The organism is Treponema vincentii F0403 (genome assembly GCF_000412995.1).
In the GTDB taxonomy this organism is placed as follows: Bacteria; Spirochaetota; Spirochaetia; order Treponematales; family Treponemataceae; genus Treponema; species Treponema vincentii.
In genome coordinates, this window is the sequence record NZ_KE332513.1 from 1 (window position 1) to 18,352 (window position 18,352).

Sequence of the window (18,352 nt, forward strand, 5' to 3'; positions counted from 1 at the left end):
ACCTTCCAACGGGCTTTCCTGCACGGCGCCGTTACTGCTGTATAAGTCTTTTAAGGTACGGTGCAGATGCGTTTCATTATAGGTATTGATCATTCGTTAGATGTATGCACGCAATTCGAGTGCATCCAGCTGTTCCAATATGTAATAAGTCGTCACTATGCCTCTTTCTTCACGGGTACGCTTTCCGGCTACCTGATACACAATCATCTTATTGGTCGGAAGCGGCGGCATTAACCGATTACCGTTCATATCATACAGCGAGCCGATCGCCAAGGTATTGGAAACTTCTTGCGTATCTCCGTCGGGAAATACCATATAATATTCATAAAGCGTCATAGCGACACTATAACAGTTTTTTTTATCCCCACACAAGAGCAAAAGAGTAGGCAACTGCACTAGGAATTTTTTAAACGGCTACCTTTTTTCTGTGCGAAATTTTATCTAAAATTTCGCACACTTTTTCCTAGCAGGCGGATAAACACATCAGGCTGAGTAGATAAAAAGCGCAGAATTATTGAGGCTGTGAGACCATTTGAACCGCGCAGAGGTTCAACTCTGGTTGAATAGCCTCAATAATTCTGCGAGGAATTCAAAAAAAGCCTGATGTGTTTACCCTAGCACGTAAGCGCGCCTTTCCAGAAAAACGCATTGGCAGGACGGATTTTTCGCTCGCCGATAAGCTGCGAAACAAGATTGCCGATGTCGCCGGCGCGCCAAAGCGGAAGGTTGCCGTGTAACAGGCGGATAAGCTGCGGTGCGGTGAACTTCCGTTTATTGGCAGCGATAAACTTGACAAGCTCCCGTTCGTCTTGCGGATACAACAGTGCCGTTCCGCTGCATACATCGCAGCCTGAGCAGGCAATGCTTTCGTCCCCTGCATGAAGCGGAACCGCCCGCACCTCTCCGAGCGCTTCGAGCAATACCTCGCGCCGGCAGCGCTCGCTTTCTGCAAAATCGACCAAAATTTCTGCCCGCTTCCGTTGTTTTTCCGGCATCAGCGCAATCCGAGCCTTATCGTCCGGACTCCATAGCAAAACAGCCTGTGCGGGGCTTCCGTCCCGCCCTCCCCTACCCGCCTCCTGTACGTATGCTTCGGCGGTAGGCGAAGCGTTTAAGTGAATAACGGTGCGTACGTTCTTTTTATCCACTCCCATGCCCCACGCGCAGGTTGTTACCAGTATTGCGCTGTCATGCCGGTGGAACCATTGTTCCACCTCATCTTTTTCGTCCCGCTGCAAACCGGCATGATAAAACCGAATAGCCTTATCCCGCAGCGTATAACGCAAGAACGCAGCGGTTTGCTCGGTGCCGTTCCGCGTCGCGCAGAAAATAACCATCGGCCGCTTCCGCTGCATAACCTCCTGCAAAAGGGCGGGTGCTTTTACGCGGCATTGCCGTACGTAATAGCTGATATTTGTCCGATCCGATTCCCCTCGTACCAGATGCGCCCGCCCGTCAAAGAGCAGCTCGCCGATGCGTTTCAACACATCGCTTCCCGCCGTCGCGGTAAAAGCGGTAACGGCAGGCGGCTTTAACGTTTCGATAACCTGTTTAAGCGTTTGGTAAGCAGGCCGAAAGCTGTCCCCCCATTCACTGACGCAATGAGCCTCATCTATGGCAAGATGGGCAATGCCGCGCTTCGCGATGCGGTTCAGCACCTCCTCCTGCATCAGGATTTCGGGGTTTGCAATGATAAGTTTTGCAGGAGGTTTGCCGTCCGTACCTTCGAGGCGGGCATACTGCGCGGCGCGCTCTTCTCTACTCTGACCGCCGCGGAACAAGACCGGCTCAAGATTCCCTTCGCACATCCGGCGCATCTGGTCGCTCATCAAGGCTAAAAGCGGATAGATAATGAGTGTCGGTTTATCCAATAGCAGCGCCGGTACCTGAAAACAGAGCGATTTTCCCGCACCGGTCGGCAGCAAAACAATCTGCCTGCCCCGCAAAACGCCGTCCTCATCGTACAGCTCAGTCAAAGGTTCCCCGATGCCGGCAGGAAAGTCATTCTCCTGTCCTTCGGCAACCGCAGAATTATTCAGCCGTTCAGCAGCTTCCGCAGCGTGTACGGCATCGAGGATGTTGGCAATGACAAGCCGCTGCCACGGATACAGCGCCGGAATCCCGAATACGGTCTGTGCGCAGATCGAAACGGCATCAGCCGTTTTTTCCAAGCTGTATTCGGGATTATCCGATTCAAAAACTACCGGACAGCTTTCCGTGTCGGGCAGCGCTTCGTCCTGTTCAAAAGGATAAGAATTTACTCCTTGGTAAAGGTTTGTTTCATTGATGATATTCATACCTAGTATATATATCACCAATGAAAAAACGGCTTGAAATTTTGACTATTCGGCGATAATTGCCTCAAGCGCGGTTTGCATCATCGCGGTAAATGATGTCTGCCGCTCTTCCGCAGTGGTTTCCTCGTTGGTAACCATATTATCGGAAATGGTAAGCAGTGCGAGCGCCTGCCGCTTATATTGCGCGGCAAGGGTATACAGTTCTGCGGCTTCCATCTCAATCGCCAAAAGGCCGTACTTTGACCACAGCTTCCATGTTTCAAGCTCGTCGTAAAACACATCCGAAGAAGCGATAGCCCCAACCAGCGGATTATAACCCAGCCGGACGGCTGCATCATACGCATGCTTTAAGAGCTTCCAGTCTGCGGTAGGGGCAAACTGAGTGCCGCGGAAACGGAGAGTGTTTGAACCGGAATTAGTCGCGGCGCTCATACCGATAATCAATGAGCGCAGCGGAATATCCTTCTGCAATGCGCCTGCAGTACCGATACGGATTGCTTTCTGCACGCCGTATTCGCGGAAAAGCTCGTTCGCATAAATAGAAATGGACGGTTGCCCCATGCCGGTGCCTTGTACGGAGACCTTTACCCCCTTATAGGTGCCGGTAAACCCGAACATACCGCGCACTTCGTTGTAGCAGCGAGCATTTTCCAAAAAGTTTTCGGCAACAAATTTTGCCCGCAGCGGGTCGCCCGGCAACAAAATCCGTTCGGCAATCTCGCCTTGCTTTGCCCCAATGTGAACACTCATCATATCCTCCTGTTTATCAAAAAACTTTCTTTTATTGGTAAACCTTAAAAATATCGATTAATCCTTTAATCCTTCCACGGAAAAATAAGATTGCGGATTGACCGAGTACCGACCGTTTCCCTGTCTTCCGCAAGTAATTCATCCCACGGTATTTGCTTCCGCGCAGTCTGAATCGGTATTTCAGGATGCTGCTCCATCCAATCGTACTTGTACATTCTCAACCTAAAGGCATTGTTCCACGCAAGTAAAAGCCCCGAAAAACCCGGCGCCAAAAAAGCTAAGAACGGCGTCAGTACGATAAGGATAAAACTATACAGCACCATAAACAGCGTAAATCCCGTATTGTCAAAAAACACAATAAAGCATTTTTTAAGGCACTTGCGGAAATCCGATTCAAGCCGGCTCCGTATCGGGAAGAACCATAAAAGAGACAGCTGTATCACTGCAAAAATCCATACAACGCTGACGCCGAGAAACAGCCCGAGAAAATTTTGGAATGAAAAATAGTAAGGGACAGCGACTCCTACAACCACCCAACAAAAAGTTTCGATTAATGCGAATAAAACGCCGTGCCGCCACGTATACTTTATTTCTTGGAAAACTTCTTTAAATGAAAACGATTTATAATCGGCTACCCGCGCCATTATATTGGAAATAGCCAATAGCAGGATTCCCATCAGGATAATGCACACGAATAAGCTGAATAAGGACAGCACCGGTAACGCTGAAAGCAAATAGGCAACGCCGAAAAACAAAGAGACAATCAGTATACCGGCAACATTAAAAAGGATGAGCGGAAGGAAATTATCCCATCCGTCAAAAAAATTCTTTTTAAGAAAAAATCCGATCATGCGGCGATACTACCATAAACGCCGGAATAATACTATCGGGAACCTCTAAACACCTCAGTTTTTATAAGCTTTCCTTAGATTTATTTACGGCAAAACCGGCGGTTGCATAAAGACTTCAATTATAGTAGACTGGCGCGCATAATCAAATCAGAGGAAGTGCTAAAAACAATTTTTAGAAATTCCCAAAATTCGGAGAAAGTGATGAAATTCTTTTTAAAAACAGCAAAATCGGCAGCCCAAACGGCAAAATCCGCGGCAGGAAGTCTGTTGTGCCGCACCGGACTATTCTTGTCTGCGCTCTGTTTATCAGCAATACTTGTTTGCTCATGCAGTAAGGCGGAACAGAAACCGCTAAAAATGGTTTTTTATCCCAATGAATCAAGCGAATCTATGAAAGATGCCCGCGCGGCGTTTCAAGAAATATTACGGGAAGCGGTCGGCCGGGACGTCGAAATCCTCACAACGACAGATTATAACATCGCATTGGAAGCACTCGTTTCCGGTAAAGCCGATATGGCGTATGTCGGTGCGGAAGGGTACCTTACCGCTCATAAGCGGAACAATGCCGTTATCCCCATTGCAACAAATTCAGGCCCCAGCGGCACGCTTGACGATGCGAAATATTACAGCTTTATCGGCGTACAGCACAAGGATGCCGACACATATAAAAAAGCGGACGGCAGCTTTGATTTAAGCCTATTGAGAGGTAAAAGAATGTCGTTCGTGGCGGCAAGTTCGACATCGGGTTATGTGATTCCGGCACGTGTTTTAGCCGCAGCTTTTTCGCTTGACAATACCGACGACTTGATATTAAGCGATAAGGTGTTTTCCAAGGTGTTATTTGCCGGCTCTCATCAAGGCTCACAGGTAAACCTTTTCCGCGGCGATGCCGATGCGGCGGCTTTTGCCATCCCTCAAACAATCGGGGTGTATGAACTGCTCGAAGGGGAAGACTATAAAACAGGCGCCGTATACCGCGTAACGGAAGGCGCCGACGAACCCTTTACCTCATTTGCCGGAAGTGAAATGACCGTCATTCGATCCATTCCCGTCTTAAATGCTCCCATTACCGTTAATACAAATACGGTTTCCGCTTCCGATATAAAAAAAATACAAGATGCTCTGACTTCGGATAAAACGGCAAATAACCCCGGAATTTTTAACGTCAAGGACTCCGGTAAAAAAGGTATATATCCCAAGTATTCGGAAAAGACACGGATGGTTGCTACCGATGATGCATGGTATGATGAACTTAGAAATTCTACAAAGTAATGATCCGGTATCTTACGAGAGTTAAAACCGTTGATTACCTTTAAAAATGTTTCAAAGCAATATGCGGGCGGCAGACTTGCGCTGGATTCCGTCAATGTGACAATCGAACAAGGCACGATAGTTTCGGTTATCGGGCCGTCAGGCGCAGGTAAGACAACCTTTATCCGCTGTATCAACAGACTGATTGACTGTACTGCCGGTACAATTGAAATTGACGGCGAAGCGATTCAGCAAATGAACAGTCTCCGTTTAAAACAGCTTCGTAGAAAAATCGGAATGATTTTTCAGAACTACAATTTAGTGGAACGGCTGACTGTTTTGGAAAACACGCTTCACGGCTGCCTCGGCGCTTTGCCGTTCTACCGCAGCTTATGCGGACTGTATCCGCAAAAAGAAAAAGAGCAGGCACTGGCAATACTCGAAGAGCTGGGCATTTCGGATTATCTTTATCAACGGTGTGCCGATTTAAGCGGCGGACAAAAACAGCGTACCGGTATCGCCAGAGCGTTGATGCAAAATCCGCAAATACTCTTGTGCGATGAGCCGGTATCTTCACTTGATCCGCAAAGTGCTCAGGACATACTTGACTATATCGAAAAAATAGTCAGAACACGGAATCTTACCTGCATTATGAATCTGCACCATGTCGAATATGCAAAGCGGTATTCCGACAGGATTCTCGGTTTACGCGGCGGACGACTGTTTTTTGACGGTAAACCGCAAGAACTTTCCGAAGAAATACTGCGCGGTATTTTTTCTTCCGGCTCTCATACGGAAAAGAAAGAACACCATGAAATTTGATCTTCCGACAGGCTTACCGCGGCCGTCCTTTGAATCCCGACAGCACAACCAATCATCTCCTGAAAATTTTTTTAAGAAAAAAAACCTCAGAACATTTACCATTATTTTTACCGCCGCGGTGTTATACATTGCTTCGGCGCTTATGACCGATTTTACTGCGTGGAATGCGCTAACAGGCATCCCGCGCGGACTATATTGGCTGGTACGGAACTTTCTGCCTTCGAGCCAATCGCTTACCGTACTGCCGCTCATTTTTAAAACTTCGCTGCATACTGCCGTCATTGCGGTAACGGCTTCGACTGCAGCCTTTTGCGTTGCCTGTATAGCGGCAATTGCCGGCTCCCAAACCACCGGACGCTTCCGCATCCTGCGTATTGTCTGCGCCGGCACAGCTTCTTTTTGCAGAAACATCCCGCTTCCGGCATGGTCTATCCTATTGCTGTTATCCTTTAAGCAAAATGCCGTAACGGGTTTTTTAGCGCTTTTTTTTATTACCGCCGGACATCTTACACGCGCCTTTACGGAAATTATCGATTCTCATGCCGAAGAATCCTATACAGCCCTGGAAGCGGCCGGTGTACCGTATATCCCGATTATCATCCACGGCGTATTGCCTAACGTTCTTCCGCTCTTTATCTCATGGTTACTCTACGCTATAGAAACCAATGTCAGAGACTCCGCTTTGATCGGCATTTTAACCGGGACGGGAATCGGTTTTCTCTTCAATCTGTATTTTAAGAGTTTCCGCTACCCGGAAGCAGGACTTATTATTTGTATATTGATGATACTGGTACTCTGCATTGACAGCATTTCCAACACGGTGCGGAGGATATTATTATGAAAAGACACTCCCGTACCATCCGCAACGGACAGCTCAAAGAACGATGCACACTCGCTATCGTATTTGCCGTCCTATTCGGTATCAGCATCTGGGGATTTTTTCTGCTGGCGGAAGAAACTATCGATTGGAAAGATTCGTGGCATAATTTACTCCACTACGGACGAATTCTTTTTTTACAGCCGAAACGCTCGGATCATCTTCCGCTCGGCGAACTCGCGTATTCGCTCGGCATCAGCTTTGCACTATCGATTTTAACGACAATCGGCGGCGCGGTTATCGCATTTTTCTTGGCGCTCGGTGCGGCCCGGAATATTGCCCCGCCGGCCGTTGCAAAAATTATCCGTACTATTACCGCGCTTATCCGCGCAATTCCTACAATTATTTGGGTGCTGGTTTTCTCGGTTACGGTGAATATCGGTACGGATGCCGCCGTTATCGGTATGTGCTTCCACAGCATTGCCTATCTGGTAAAGGTTTTTTCCGAGAGCTTTGAGCAGATTAACCGCGACACTATCGACGCCTTACGGGCATGCGGGGCGGGCTTTACCGGCATTATTACGCAAGCGGTTATTCCCGTAGCGGCGACTTCCATTATTTCGTGGACATTCTTCCGTTTTGAAATTAACTTCATAAATGCCGTCGCAATCGGCGCCGCGGCGGGCTCAGGCGGCATCGGATACTATTTATTCATGGCCGGTAATCTTTATTATGATATACGGGAAGTCGGCGTCATCACATATATTATTTTCGGTACGGTTATTTTACTGGAGATGCTTTCCTTACGCCTACGAAAAGGAATAAAGCAGCACTAAGAATATACCGACACTGTATAAGGAACCTCTAAAAACTGCAAGCCTATCGGCTTGTTCTGTAAGGAAATGGTTTGTCATATCCGCTAAAGCGGATTGCGAATCGGTTTTTTAGAGATCCCATAGGGAGTTTTAAATGAAAAAACATATAGCGCATATTTTTGTTTGCTTTTCAATTATATACGCCGCCGCTGCCTTAGAAATAACCGTGCCTGAATTTAACTTCGGGGTATCGGCTGCTAAGCAGCCGTCGAGCTCATCGCAGGTTACTATCGTCCAAGAATCTTCCGTAAACTTCCGTTTACTGCATGGAGAACGTTTTTACAGCGACCTCAACCTTGCGCTATACATTAATGATGTACTCGGTTTCTTTAACCCGCAACTACCGTCGCGCATACCGGGACAATTTACCTTTATAGATTTTTCCCTGAATTTTCCATTTCTCGGAGGCAAGCCGCTCTTTTTATCGATTTTTACGGGGCAGCATCAAAGCCTTACAGGTACACACTACAGCGTTGATTTTCTTAAGCATGGTATACGGCCGATAAAAATGTATGAAAACGATAGCGCCACGCTTTTTACCCCGCCCCACCCGCGTGAAGCAATCGGCATCAGCTTTGCAGGACTTACTTCAAACACCGGATACATCGGCAGCTCCATAGCCTGGAACGGCGAAATGAAAGATAAACAAGAATACAGCATATATGCGCAAGGCGGTGCTTTCTCGAATATTGCACTTATCAACACCTACCTGTCTTTTCATATTACCGATAAAGCGGCGGCACTCTCACTCGCCGCATCCGCTTCCGTGCTTTTTACCATCCATGATAATTTCGGTATCTTTACACAGCTGGGTTTGCACAAAACGAATTTTAGAAGCACAACCTTACAACAGGACGCTGTCGGGAATATCTTTGCATTTTTTGAACCGCGTGTCAGCCTTGAGCATGCAAACTTTGATTTTACGTTCTTCGTATCTAAGATCCGTGAACCGCAGCAGAACGGATTTTTCCCGGCTGCTCCGCTTATAAAGCCGTTTACCGTCTTTCATCACGAACTATACGGCGGGTTGAATATGTTCTTTGGATTCGGAAATCTTGAATTTGATAAAATGCAAGGAGGTCTCTACAGCTTCGTTGCAATGCCTATAACTCGTGCAGTCAATATGTCTTTCGTATTGCTCGCCCTTACGCCGTTTTATACGCTCAATATCGGCCCCTGTGATCTTGAGCTCCGTTGTTCGGTTTATCCGCTCCTCTACGCCACACCCTCCTCAATGTTTGAGGGCAAGATAGCGTTAAAGCGTAATTTGTAAACATGAGTGGATATAAATGTCATTTTTGTGCCGAATGCGACGGACACGGGTGCCTCGGCGAACTGCCCGGAATGGGAGGCGTATTTGAGAGCGCCAATTTCATCGATAATTGCGCCGCTTGGAAAAAGTACCGCACCGATACGATTCGCGATGATGAATTACCGCCTATTCGATTAGCGCCCATTACCGGCGGCGTTGAAAATGTCGGATACAACGATGAGGCCGCGTTCTACTTTGATTTAATAGAAGCCTGCGCCGAAGCAGGTTTTTTGCTCAGTATCGGAGACGGCTGCCCGGATGCAAAGATACAAGGCGGACTTGCAGCCTTGCAGCGCTATAAAAAAACCGGAGCGGTATTCATTAAACCCTATCCGAACGCCCGTATCTTTGAGCGGATAGATTGGGTGCGTAGCTCCGCCGATCTGATAGGGATAGATATCGATTCCTATAACATTGTAACGATGCGCAACCTTGTTCAACTTGAACAAAAAGACGCGCATAGTTTAAAAGAGCTACAGCGGTATGCAAAAATGCCCTTTGCAATTAAGGGAATTTTTTTACCGGAGAATGTCGAGTTGGTAAAAGAACTGCGGCCTGATGTTGCCGTTATCTCCAACCACGGCGGAAGGATAGAAACACGGCGCGGCAGCACTGCCGATTTTCTGGCAGAGTACGGCGATACGCTCCGTAAGTTTGCCGGTGAGGTGTGGGTAGACGGAGGTTTGCGGAGTCGGACGGATATTGCCGCTGCAAAACAACTCGGGGCGGCGCAAGTTATGATTGGGCGTCCCTGCATCACCGCACTATTGAGCGGCGGCGTTACAGGTGTGCGGGAACTGTACCGCCGTCTTACCGAAGATTAACCGATGCTGCTATTGCGGATTAACCGATGGTTGTCAGAATAGATAAAATACTTGCGGCGAACGGACTCGGTTCGCGGAAAGATATCAGGCGGCTTTTACGGAAAGAAGATTTCCGCATCAACGGTACGAGGGTAACCGATGCAGGGACGCTTCTTGACCCGGAACACGACGCGCTGTCCCGCAACGGAGAAACGCTGCATCTCCGTACCTGCTGCTACCTTATGCTCAATAAACCTGCAGGAGTTGTTACCTCCACCGCAGATCCCTTACACAGCACCGTCATGGAACTACTGCCGCCGCCTTTTTCCGCAATGGAGTTATTCCCCATCGGACGGCTCGACCTCGACACCGAAGGACTTCTCATCATTACCAATGACGGTGCTCTTACCCACCGCCTTACCGCCCCGAAATCTGCCTGTATAAAAAGCTATTACCTTGAAACCGCCGAACCTTTTACCGAAAACGCTTTTACCGCCGCCCGGATAGCCTGCGCCGAAGGATTGCCGCTGGGAAAAAACTTTACCTGCCTCCCCGCAACCTTTGAACGTACGACAAGCCAAAGAGTAAAAACGGAATGGGCATTTTTAATGCACATCTGCGAAGGAAAGTATCATCAAGTAAAAAAAATGGTAAAAGCGCTCGGAAATGAGGTTGTATATCTCAAGCGGATTGCTATGGGCGATGTTACGCTCGATCCGCAATTACCGGCAGGTTCTTGCCGTGAGCTTACCCCTGATGAAATTTCGATACTGACCTCACACAATTGATACTGTGCGCTCTGTTGTCCGCTGCCCTTCCTTTTGTTATACTTTAACCGATATTATGAATATGCAATTGACTTCCGCACAAAAAGGAATTTTGTGCATCATTGGTTCGGCGTTCTTTTTTACCGTGATGAATTTATGTGCAAAGCTATCGGGAAATTTGCCGTCTATCCAAAAGGCGTTTTTTAGGAATAGCATTGCCTGCTGCACATCGCTCTTTTTTCTGATAAAGAGTCGCCGGTTTATTTTACCGCAGAAAAAGAATCTGCCCTTTCTGATACTGCGGACTGTATTGGGAACTGCCGGCTTGATTTCAAATTTTTATGCCGTCAGTCACTTAGCGCTTGCCGACGCCTCCATTTTGGCAAAACTTGCGCCTTTTTTTACGATTTTTTTCTCATTCCTTTTTTTAAAAGAGCGTATACGGTTTACCCGCCTGCTCGCAGTGGTATGCGCATTTGCCGCAAGCCTCTTAATTATCAAGCCGGCTTTTGCCGGAGCCGGACATATCTTTGCAGCTTCTATAGCCTGCTTCGGAGGGTTGTGCGCAGGCGGCGCATATACTTGCGTCCGCTATCTGCTAACGCATAAAGAATCCGGTCCGATGGTGGTGTTTTTCTTTTCGACGGGCTCGATGTTGATTTTACTGCCTTTTTTCATCTACAGCTTTGAACCGATGAGCATGCAACAGCTCTTTTGGCTGCTTGCTACCGGAGCTGCGGGTGCAGGAGGGCAATTTACCGTTACCGCCGCGTATTCTTATGCTCCGGCAAAAAATATCGCCGTTTTCGACTATACGCAAATTCTCTTTGCCGCAGCATTCGGCTTTTTACTATTTCATGAAATTCCCGACCGCTACAGCGTCGCCGGTTATGTTATTATCTGTACTATTGCGCTTATACTGTTTTTAAAGAAAGAATAGAGCATCGCTAAAATCCAACCGATTTTTAGCGATACCCTGCTATCGTTTTTTTAAAGCAATTTATGCGGTTACCAGCGGCAGCAGCTCCGACGGTTTTGCGATGATATGCGTTGCCCCCGCTCCTTCCAATTCGGCGCGGTCGCGGAACCCCCACAGTACGCCGACGGTCGTTAAACCCGCACTTGTGCCGGTGTTGATGTCTACTGCAGTATCGCCGATGTAGAGGCATTCCTGTTTTTGGCGGCGTAAAAGCGCTAAAATTTCAAATACGCCGGTAGGATCCGGTTTGAGCGGAACCCCTTCCCGCTGTCCGAAAACGGCAGAAAAAGTACCTTCCGCAAAAAAAGCTCGGATTATTTTTTGAGTAGTCGGCTGCGGCTTATTCGAAAGAACCGCTAGTTGAATACCTCGGTTATGCAATTCGTTAATCATCTCCGCAATGCCGTCGTATAAGGTACACAGGTATAAAAAATCGGCATCATAGGCTGCGTTGTAATCTTTCAAAATCGTGTCTTCTAATGCAGCATCGGTAACGCCGTGGTATGCCAATACCCGATGGATAAGCGTACGTGCGCCGTTTCCCGCAAACCGTTTAAAATTCTCAACCGGTGCAGGGGGCAATCCGTGCTTTGCCGTTTCGGTATTAACAAAATAAGCAAGCGTGCGCACGGTATTGGTCAATGTACCGTCCAAATCAAAAATACAGGCCTTAATCATAATAGAAGAGTATACAAAATCTTTCCTTAAAAAGCCAGACGGCAGCAGGATCGATGCATAGAAGTTGAACAAGGCGTAAAACTTTGAAAACGGGATACATGCACCCAAGACCAATACATCAGTCGGTTACGTACTGCTTATAGTCTCCGTAGCCGGCGGCATCCATTTCTCCGTAGGGAACAAACCGCAGCGAAGCTCCGTTGATGCAGTAGCGCAAGCCCGTTTTATCTTGCGGACCGTCGTCAAAAACGTGCCCCAAATGGGCGCCGCCGGTTTTTGACGTAACCTCAACCCGTTCCATCCCGTGGCTGCTATCGCGTGTAAAATCTACCGCCTGCGAGGTAATCGGTTTGGTAAAACTCGGCCACCCACAGCCTGCATCGTATTTATCGCTCGAAGAAAAAAGCGGTTTTCCCGTCACGATATCTACATAAATGCCCTTTCCGTCAAACTTGTCATATTCGCTGGTGAACGGCCGTTCGGTTGCCTTCTCCTGCGTTACGCTGTATTGCAGCGGTGTCAGTCGTTCCTTGAGCTGCCTTGTATCCGGCGTTTGAAACTGTGCTTCATCGTGCAGCGGCACGGAGGCAAGGTTTAAGTTGATATGGCAGTAGCCGTTAGGATTTTTTTCCAGATAATCTTGATGATATTCTTCCGCTAAGACAAAATTCCGCAGCGGCGCTGTTTCTACCGCAATCGGGCGCGTATACCGTGCCTGCATCCGTTTTAAAAAAGCTTGAATAACCGGTGCATCAGCCTTATCGGTGTAGTAAATTCCGGTGCGGTACTGCCTGCCGATATCATTCCCCTGCTTATTCACGGAAAGCGGGTCGATAATGCGGAAATAATGTTCCAGCAATTCTTCAAGCGCGATAACGCCGCTATTATATGTTATCTTGACCGTTTCGGCATGGTCGGTACCGTGTATTTGCTGATAGTCGGTAGTACCGGTTGTACCGTTTGCATACCCCGTATCGGTCTCGACGACGCCCGCAATGCGGCGGAAATACCCCTCGACGCCCCAAAAGCAGCCACCCGCCAAGTAAATTTCTTTTATATTCCCTGCCGTTATCATAGATACACCTCCGCCCCCGCCGCTTTTCGCCGGGGATATGTTGATTCCGCCCTGCGGTTTATGTATTTCTCCTGCTTGTGCCTTTATACAGCCGCAGAGAGCCAAGGCAATACAGAGCGGTATCGCTAAATGAATACGTTTATAAATCATAATTGTGATTTTCAGCTCCTGTTTAATCCGATTGGAAATTCCCATTGGAAAGTCGGTAATCTTGTCAAAAGCAAGCGATGGTAAACAGAGAGCTGTAGTGCAAAGTTACAAATTAGTAATTATTCCTGTTTTTTCTCTACTGATTTTAATGCGTCGAGCGCAGCTTTGGAATCCTGTTGAGCAACGGCGATAAGTTCGATAATATGCGGGTACTTTGCCAAAAACTCCCCCCATCTTGTCAGTCGCTCTATTTGGAATTGTTCTGAAGCGGAATACTGAGCTTCTTTTGCGGCGGTTTCCGCCAACAGCATTTCCCGCTGCTGCTCATACAGGTTATATGCCTGTTCTGCAATCTTATAGGTATGGATATCGGGAATTGTCAGCTTTGTTAACGTAACGGCTTCTACGGAAAAGTCCGGCTCTGTTGCTTTAGAAAGTTCGTCTTTAATTTTTTCGGAGAGCGTGTGGTAGTCGGTTTTTACTTGCTGATATTCATAAGTGTTGTCGATCAGTTCCGAAACATACCGGTACATAATCGTTTGCAAGGCTGCCTGTATATGCGAATCGATATATGATTCAAGCATTTCCTGCGTTTGGATGGTATCTTTTTCTACGACCGCTACCAGCCGGTCGGATTTTAGTGTAACGAGAGCGTCTATGCCGAATGCCCACGAAAAATTATCCTTTGTATTCAATACTTTGCTATATAAATCAGCCGACGGAAGCGAACCGTCTGCCGCATAGTGTACCGGCCGCGGCGTAAGATCGAATACCAGTATCTGTGCATTTGTGGGAACAATCCGTTCCCATCGCCATGTAAAATTTCCCGGGGTAATTGCCTGCCGATAGTATCCGCCCGACCTTGACAGCATAACGCCGTATTTTCCTGCAGGAATGGAGAATTGTGTCCATCCGAAAAAAAACACCGCCGCTCCGCAAGCGAGTACAATCAGTGCCAAAATCAATAATTTACGAAATGCTTTCATATCCATCCTCTACCGATAGCTAGACTTTAAATTTGCCGACTTCTTCAGTTAAATTTTCAATGCTTCGTTTATTCTTTTGCGTTATTTCGTTTACTTCTTGAACGGCATCATTGATCTGTGCAGCTCCTGCGGCCATTTCGTTCATACCGTCGGTTATGATACGAGTTAGATTATCCAACTTGCGCATTTCTTCCGCTACACCTTCTCCGCCCTTCAGCATCTCCTCTGACCCGGCTTGTACTTCAATCGTAACCATATTGATGTTTTTAATAGCGGCTAATACTTCTTTACTGCCGTTTTCCTGTTCGCGCATTGCTTCGGTAAGGCTGTTACTCATATCTCTTACCTGCCCTGCGAAGTTAAATATGGTATTGAATTTCTCCTCTACGGTCTTTGAAGATGCGGAAAGCGTTTCTATTTCTCCGCTCAGCATTTTAAGCGTTGTGGTAATAGTCTTTCCCTGTGCTGCAGAATCTTCCGCCAATTTGCGGACTTCATCGGCAACGACGGCAAAGCCTTTTCCCGCTTCGCCCGCGTGGGCTGCTTCGATAGCCGCGTTCATTGCGAGTAAGTTCGTTTGCGATGCGATATGCTGAATAACGCTCGACGCTTCCATCAGCGAGCCGGACTCTTCGGCTATTTTTTTCGTTACGGCATTCGAGGTTACCAATGTGGCTTTACCGTCATCGGTTGCGGATGCAAGGCTCTTTACCGCTCCGTTTGTTTTTTCCAGCGTACCGGTAATAGAAGCAATATTTGCTACCATCTGTTCAATCGAAGACGAAGATTGAGCGACGCTTGCCGCTTGCGTTTGAATGCTGTTATTAAGCAGTTTAATAGTGCGGATAATTTCTTCAACGGTTGCCGCCGTTTCGGTAACGCTCGCCGCCTGTGTTAAGGCTTGCTGCTTAACACCCTCGATATTGGTACTGATTTCATGCACCGAACTTGCCGTTTCTACCATATTGTTTGCAAGTTCATTGCCGATATCTTGCATGACGGAACTATTTTCACTGATGGATTTTATCGAATTTCCGATTTTCTCGATGGTCTGATTGAAATACTCGGACATATCGGTAATTTCGTCGTTGCCTATAACCGGAAGTCTGACCGTTAAATTACCTTCTCCTTGCGAAATATCTTTTAATGCGTATACGGCAGTTTGTATGGGCTTTACCAGTTTAAGCGCAACCAGATACACGATGAGAAGCGCTCCGATAAATATACAGATACCGGTAATCATCATAGAGAGCGACATTGTATTGACTTTCCTCATAAATTCCTGATAGGGAGCATTAATAACGATTGTCCAGCCCGCTATTTTGCTTTTTGCGTATGCAGCTATTTTTGAAATTCCTTTATATTCGTAATAACCGGTAGCAGGTGTTTGCGCTTTTAAAGCAATTTGTTCGAAAGTACCAAGACTGGTAAAATTTGAGTCGGTTTTTCCCGCTTCGGAGGCATTAAAAAGCGTTTCCACCAAGGAAGTGTCTCTATCAGCAATAGTCGTTCCCGTTAACCCCATAATATAGCAGATGCCGCTTTTTCCGACGACAATATCTTCAATATTTTTTGAAAGCAGCAATCCGTCAACATCGGCCGAAAGAACACTGTGCACGTTCAGGTTTTCATCAAGAATCGGAACGGCAAGTGTAATAACAAGCGTTCCTCTTGCCCGTTCTCTATACGGTTCTGAAATAAAAGGAGTACCTGAAAGTGCTGTCCGGAACCATAACCTGTCTCCTACTTGCACGGTATTTCCGACATAATAAAATGTGCCGTCCGGATCGGTTACATCCAATTCAATGATTTTACTGTTTGTTGCAGCTTCTTCTTGTAAAAGCGCGACTCTCTGTTGATATGAATATGCAGGATCGGTTAAGAAGGGCATACGGGCAATGCCGTTAAGAAATTGAAAGAGTGCGGTTATTCTTCCGTCAATAATACCCGCAACGTCCACAGCCTTGTCCGTTAAATGCCTTTCAATTTTTTCGGTTACGGCTTTGCGTGCAATAGTAATTGCAAGTACTGCCTCGGTACTACCGGCAAACACGACCAAAAGACCGAAAACAAGAATAAGTTTATAGCGGATAGGAAACCGTTTCGATGTTGTTTTTTTCATAAGGGGGAGGCTCCTTTCCCAAGCATTTGATGCCGCCAATCTAATAGTAATTTCACTGCATCATCCGTACTGATTGTAGCCCTTTTACTTATGAGTGTCTATCCGCATTGTGCTTATGATGCCGTTGCCCTGATAGTGATAACGGTGTCGGCAATGTTGAGCGTCGATGTACGGTGCGAAACAAGCACGATCGTCTTTCCCGCCCCGGATTCCTTCATCGATTTAAGTATGATGCGTTCGTTAAGAGCATCCAGATTGCTTGTAGGCTCATCGAGGAGAAGGAAGGGTGCATCGTGTAAGAAGGCACGGGCAAGTCCGATACGCTGTTTTTCTCCACCCGAAAGGGTGTCGCCGAGTTCTCCGACCGGCGTGTCATAGCCGCCGGGCAGGGTGGTAATAAAATCGTGGATGGAAGCTTTTTGTGCTGCTGCGATAACTTCTTCTTCCGACGCATCCAATTTGCCGATTTTGATGTTGTCGGCAATGGTGCCTTTGAAGAGCTGGCTTTCCTGCGTAACACAGGATTCCATCGCCCGCAATGCGCCGGTCGGCACGGTTTTTATGTCCTCACCCGAAATGCGTATTACACCTTTCTGCACTTCCCAAAACCGCATTAAGAGTTTCAGCAAGGTAGACTTACCCGAACCGCTCGGGCCGTGTATACCGGTAATCGTATCTTTTTTGATGACGGCGCTGTAATCGCTCAGGATAGCTTCTCCCCCGTAGTTGAAATCGATATGATCGGCAGCGGCGCCTTCGAATGAGCGTTGCTTGCCGTCGGCAGGGATTTCTTCTACGAGCGGCTGTTCTTCCAACAAGCTGAGGATACGGTCGCCACTCGCCAGCGTTTGGTTTAAATTATTGGAAAGCTGGGCAAGGGCAAGCACGGGGCCGAAAGAGGCGCTCATACCGAACGTAATTCCCACTGCGGCGGCGAAATCAATGCTTCCTCGCCGGAAGAGAATAATGGAAAGAAAAAGCTGCGCAAAGGTAAAAAACAGGACGGCCGTGTTGGTTTCGACCCGCTGCCGGGCTTCCTGCATGCTTAAATACTCGCCGCGCTTTCCGAGATCTTCCGAGCGCCGCCGCAGTTCGGCACGGATACGGTCGCCTGCGCCGTATTGAATAATTTCTTCCAAGCCGCGCAGGGATTCAAGGACGAAGCTGTTCAAATTCCCGAATTCAGTTCTAAACGCAAGTCCCTCCCCGCTTGTCCGCTTGCCGTTGCGCAGCGGAATAATTACGCCGACCGTGATGTACCCTACAAGTGCGACCGGCACTGCGATAAGGCTGCGGCTGCCGAGAAAGATCAGCATACACACGGAGGTCAGCGCCGCAATAACAATCGGGGAGATGGTATGGGCGTAAAACACTTCCAAAAGCTCGATGTCGGTAGTGATCAGCGTAATCAGGTTTCCCTTGTCTTTACCTTCAAGCTTTGCGGGGGCGAGTTTCCGTAACACGCTGAATACTTTGTGCCGGATAATCGCCAAAAGCTTAAACGCGATATAATGGTTGCAGTATTGCTCGCCGTAGCGGAGCGCTCCCCGCAGCACGGCAAGGATGATTAAGCCTGTAACGATATGCGTAAAACTCAATCCGAAAAGCGTTTGTCCTACCGGTATATGGGTACGGAGCGCGGCGATAAGAGCCTCGCCACCCAGAACGGTAATAAATATCGCGCATAAAAAGCCGAGCACTCCTGCGGTAATTGCAATCAGCATAACGGGAAGGAGCGGGCGGACAAGGGTAATCAGCGAGCCCATAATGGTAAGGGCGCTTCTGCGTTGCGGTGTATTCATAAGCGGTGTATTCAT

17 protein-coding genes are annotated in these 18,352 nt (G+C 47.7%); 8 read left to right on the plus strand and 9 right to left on the minus strand.

Annotated elements, in window-relative coordinates:
- Window positions 1–96: 96 nt before the first annotated feature.
- The 4 genes from HMPREF1222_RS10755 to HMPREF1222_RS10770 all read right to left on the minus strand — a co-directional run bounded on the left by HMPREF1222_RS10755 (window position 97) and on the right by HMPREF1222_RS10770 (window position 3,898).
- Window positions 97–336: a hypothetical protein gene (locus tag HMPREF1222_RS10755; RefSeq protein ID WP_016519431.1), complete on the minus strand. Its 240-nt coding sequence runs from the start codon at window positions 334–336 to the stop codon at window positions 97–99.
- Between the two features lie 278 nt (window positions 337–614).
- Window positions 615–2,297, minus strand: coding sequence for a RecQ family ATP-dependent DNA helicase (locus tag HMPREF1222_RS10760; protein ID WP_016519432.1), 1,683 nt, complete (start codon window positions 2,295–2,297; stop codon window positions 615–617).
- A gap of 45 nt (window positions 2,298–2,342) precedes the next feature.
- Entirely contained in the window at window positions 2,343–3,047 is a 705-nt protein-coding gene (gene deoD / locus HMPREF1222_RS10765; protein WP_006190157.1) for a purine-nucleoside phosphorylase, read from the minus strand.
- A 65-nt stretch (window positions 3,048–3,112) separates the two neighbouring features.
- Entirely contained in the window at window positions 3,113–3,898 is a 786-nt protein-coding gene (locus HMPREF1222_RS10770; RefSeq protein WP_006190156.1) for a hypothetical protein, read from the minus strand.
- Window positions 3,899–4,099: 201 nt separating this feature from the next.
- Between HMPREF1222_RS10770 and HMPREF1222_RS10775 the strand changes: the two genes are divergently transcribed.
- The 8 genes from HMPREF1222_RS10775 to HMPREF1222_RS10810 all read left to right on the plus strand — a co-directional run bounded on the left by HMPREF1222_RS10775 (window position 4,100) and on the right by HMPREF1222_RS10810 (window position 11,485).
- Window positions 4,100–5,170, plus strand: a complete 1,071-nt coding sequence (locus HMPREF1222_RS10775; RefSeq protein WP_016519433.1) for a phosphate/phosphite/phosphonate ABC transporter substrate-binding protein — start codon at window positions 4,100–4,102, stop codon at window positions 5,168–5,170.
- A 30-nt stretch (window positions 5,171–5,200) separates the two neighbouring features.
- Complete coding sequence (phnC, locus tag HMPREF1222_RS10780) at window positions 5,201–5,971, plus strand: phosphonate ABC transporter ATP-binding protein (RefSeq protein WP_006190152.1); 771 nt, start codon at window positions 5,201–5,203, stop codon at window positions 5,969–5,971.
- Window positions 5,961–6,812, plus strand: coding sequence for an ABC transporter permease subunit (locus HMPREF1222_RS10785; protein ID WP_016519434.1), 852 nt, complete (start codon window positions 5,961–5,963; stop codon window positions 6,810–6,812). The genes phnC and HMPREF1222_RS10785 overlap by 11 nt, the downstream gene beginning before the upstream one ends.
- The gene (locus tag HMPREF1222_RS10790; RefSeq protein WP_016519435.1) at window positions 6,809–7,624 is read left to right on the plus strand and encodes a PhnE/PtxC family ABC transporter permease; all 816 of its coding nucleotides are present in this window, start codon (window positions 6,809–6,811) and stop codon (window positions 7,622–7,624) included. The genes HMPREF1222_RS10785 and HMPREF1222_RS10790 overlap by 4 nt, the downstream gene beginning before the upstream one ends.
- A gap of 133 nt (window positions 7,625–7,757) precedes the next feature.
- Window positions 7,758–8,936, plus strand: coding sequence for a hypothetical protein (locus HMPREF1222_RS10795; protein WP_016519436.1), 1,179 nt, complete (start codon window positions 7,758–7,760; stop codon window positions 8,934–8,936).
- 2 nt (window positions 8,937–8,938) lie between these two features.
- Window positions 8,939–9,799 (plus strand): alpha-hydroxy-acid oxidizing protein, encoded by an 861-nt coding sequence (locus HMPREF1222_RS10800; RefSeq protein WP_016519437.1) that lies wholly within the window; start codon window positions 8,939–8,941, stop codon window positions 9,797–9,799.
- Window positions 9,800–9,825: 26 nt separating this feature from the next.
- Window positions 9,826–10,566: a 16S rRNA pseudouridine(516) synthase gene (locus tag HMPREF1222_RS10805; protein WP_016519438.1), complete on the plus strand. Its 741-nt coding sequence runs from the start codon at window positions 9,826–9,828 to the stop codon at window positions 10,564–10,566.
- 55 nt (window positions 10,567–10,621) lie between these two features.
- Entirely contained in the window at window positions 10,622–11,485 is an 864-nt protein-coding gene (locus HMPREF1222_RS10810; RefSeq protein WP_016519439.1) for a DMT family transporter, read from the plus strand.
- Between the two features lie 60 nt (window positions 11,486–11,545).
- Here the strand turns inward: HMPREF1222_RS10810 and HMPREF1222_RS10815 are convergent, their stop codons facing one another.
- From HMPREF1222_RS10815 to HMPREF1222_RS10835, 5 genes are all read right to left on the minus strand, one after another.
- Window positions 11,546–12,202: an HAD family hydrolase gene (locus HMPREF1222_RS10815; RefSeq protein WP_016519440.1), complete on the minus strand. Its 657-nt coding sequence runs from the start codon at window positions 12,200–12,202 to the stop codon at window positions 11,546–11,548.
- A gap of 118 nt (window positions 12,203–12,320) precedes the next feature.
- Window positions 12,321–13,427 carry a peptide-methionine (R)-S-oxide reductase MsrB gene (gene msrB / locus HMPREF1222_RS10820; protein ID WP_081636906.1) on the minus strand — a complete coding sequence of 369 codons (1,107 nt, stop codon included), beginning with the start codon at window positions 13,425–13,427 and terminating at the stop codon, window positions 12,321–12,323.
- A 119-nt stretch (window positions 13,428–13,546) separates the two neighbouring features.
- Entirely contained in the window at window positions 13,547–14,413 is an 867-nt protein-coding gene (locus HMPREF1222_RS10825; RefSeq protein ID WP_016519442.1) for an SPFH domain-containing protein, read from the minus strand.
- Window positions 14,414–14,432: 19 nt separating this feature from the next.
- Window positions 14,433–16,535 (minus strand): methyl-accepting chemotaxis protein, encoded by a 2,103-nt coding sequence (locus tag HMPREF1222_RS10830; RefSeq protein ID WP_016519443.1) that lies wholly within the window; start codon window positions 16,533–16,535, stop codon window positions 14,433–14,435.
- Window positions 16,536–16,648: 113 nt separating this feature from the next.
- Window positions 16,649–18,352, minus strand: coding sequence for an amino acid ABC transporter ATP-binding/permease protein (locus HMPREF1222_RS10835; protein ID WP_016519444.1), 1,704 nt, complete (start codon window positions 18,350–18,352; stop codon window positions 16,649–16,651).

What these genes read in the sequence shown, in the direction of transcription:
- HMPREF1222_RS10760 (WP_016519432.1), bottom strand. Translation starts at nt 2,297, where the DNA reads ATGAATATCATCAATGAAACAAACCTTTACCAAGGAGTAAATTCTTAT.
- HMPREF1222_RS10770 (WP_006190156.1), bottom strand. Translation starts at nt 3,898, where the DNA reads ATGATCGGATTTTTTCTTAAAAAGAATTTTTTTGACGGATGGGATAAT.
- HMPREF1222_RS10790 (WP_016519435.1), top strand. Translation starts at nt 6,809, where the DNA reads ATGAAAAGACACTCCCGTACCATCCGCAACGGACAGCTCAAAGAACGA.
- HMPREF1222_RS10755 (WP_016519431.1), bottom strand. Translation starts at nt 336, where the DNA reads ATGACGCTTTATGAATATTATATGGTATTTCCCGACGGAGATACGCAA.
- HMPREF1222_RS10785 (WP_016519434.1), top strand. Translation starts at nt 5,961, where the DNA reads ATGAAATTTGATCTTCCGACAGGCTTACCGCGGCCGTCCTTTGAATCC.
- HMPREF1222_RS10775 (WP_016519433.1), top strand. Translation starts at nt 4,100, where the DNA reads ATGAAATTCTTTTTAAAAACAGCAAAATCGGCAGCCCAAACGGCAAAA.
- HMPREF1222_RS10810 (WP_016519439.1), top strand. Translation starts at nt 10,622, where the DNA reads ATGAATATGCAATTGACTTCCGCACAAAAAGGAATTTTGTGCATCATT.
- HMPREF1222_RS10825 (WP_016519442.1), bottom strand. Translation starts at nt 14,413, where the DNA reads ATGAAAGCATTTCGTAAATTATTGATTTTGGCACTGATTGTACTCGCT.
- HMPREF1222_RS10795 (WP_016519436.1), top strand. Translation starts at nt 7,758, where the DNA reads ATGAAAAAACATATAGCGCATATTTTTGTTTGCTTTTCAATTATATAC.
- HMPREF1222_RS10815 (WP_016519440.1), bottom strand. Translation starts at nt 12,202, where the DNA reads ATGATTAAGGCCTGTATTTTTGATTTGGACGGTACATTGACCAATACC.
- HMPREF1222_RS10830 (WP_016519443.1), bottom strand. Translation starts at nt 16,535, where the DNA reads ATGAAAAAAACAACATCGAAACGGTTTCCTATCCGCTATAAACTTATT.
- HMPREF1222_RS10800 (WP_016519437.1), top strand. Translation starts at nt 8,939, where the DNA reads ATGAGTGGATATAAATGTCATTTTTGTGCCGAATGCGACGGACACGGG.
- HMPREF1222_RS10805 (WP_016519438.1), top strand. Translation starts at nt 9,826, where the DNA reads ATGGTTGTCAGAATAGATAAAATACTTGCGGCGAACGGACTCGGTTCG.
- HMPREF1222_RS10835 (WP_016519444.1), bottom strand. Translation starts at nt 18,352, where the DNA reads ATGAATACACCGCTTATGAATACACCGCAACGCAGAAGCGCCCTTACC.
- deoD (WP_006190157.1), bottom strand. Translation starts at nt 3,047, where the DNA reads ATGAGTGTTCACATTGGGGCAAAGCAAGGCGAGATTGCCGAACGGATT.
- msrB (WP_081636906.1), bottom strand. Translation starts at nt 13,427, where the DNA reads ATGATTTATAAACGTATTCATTTAGCGATACCGCTCTGTATTGCCTTG.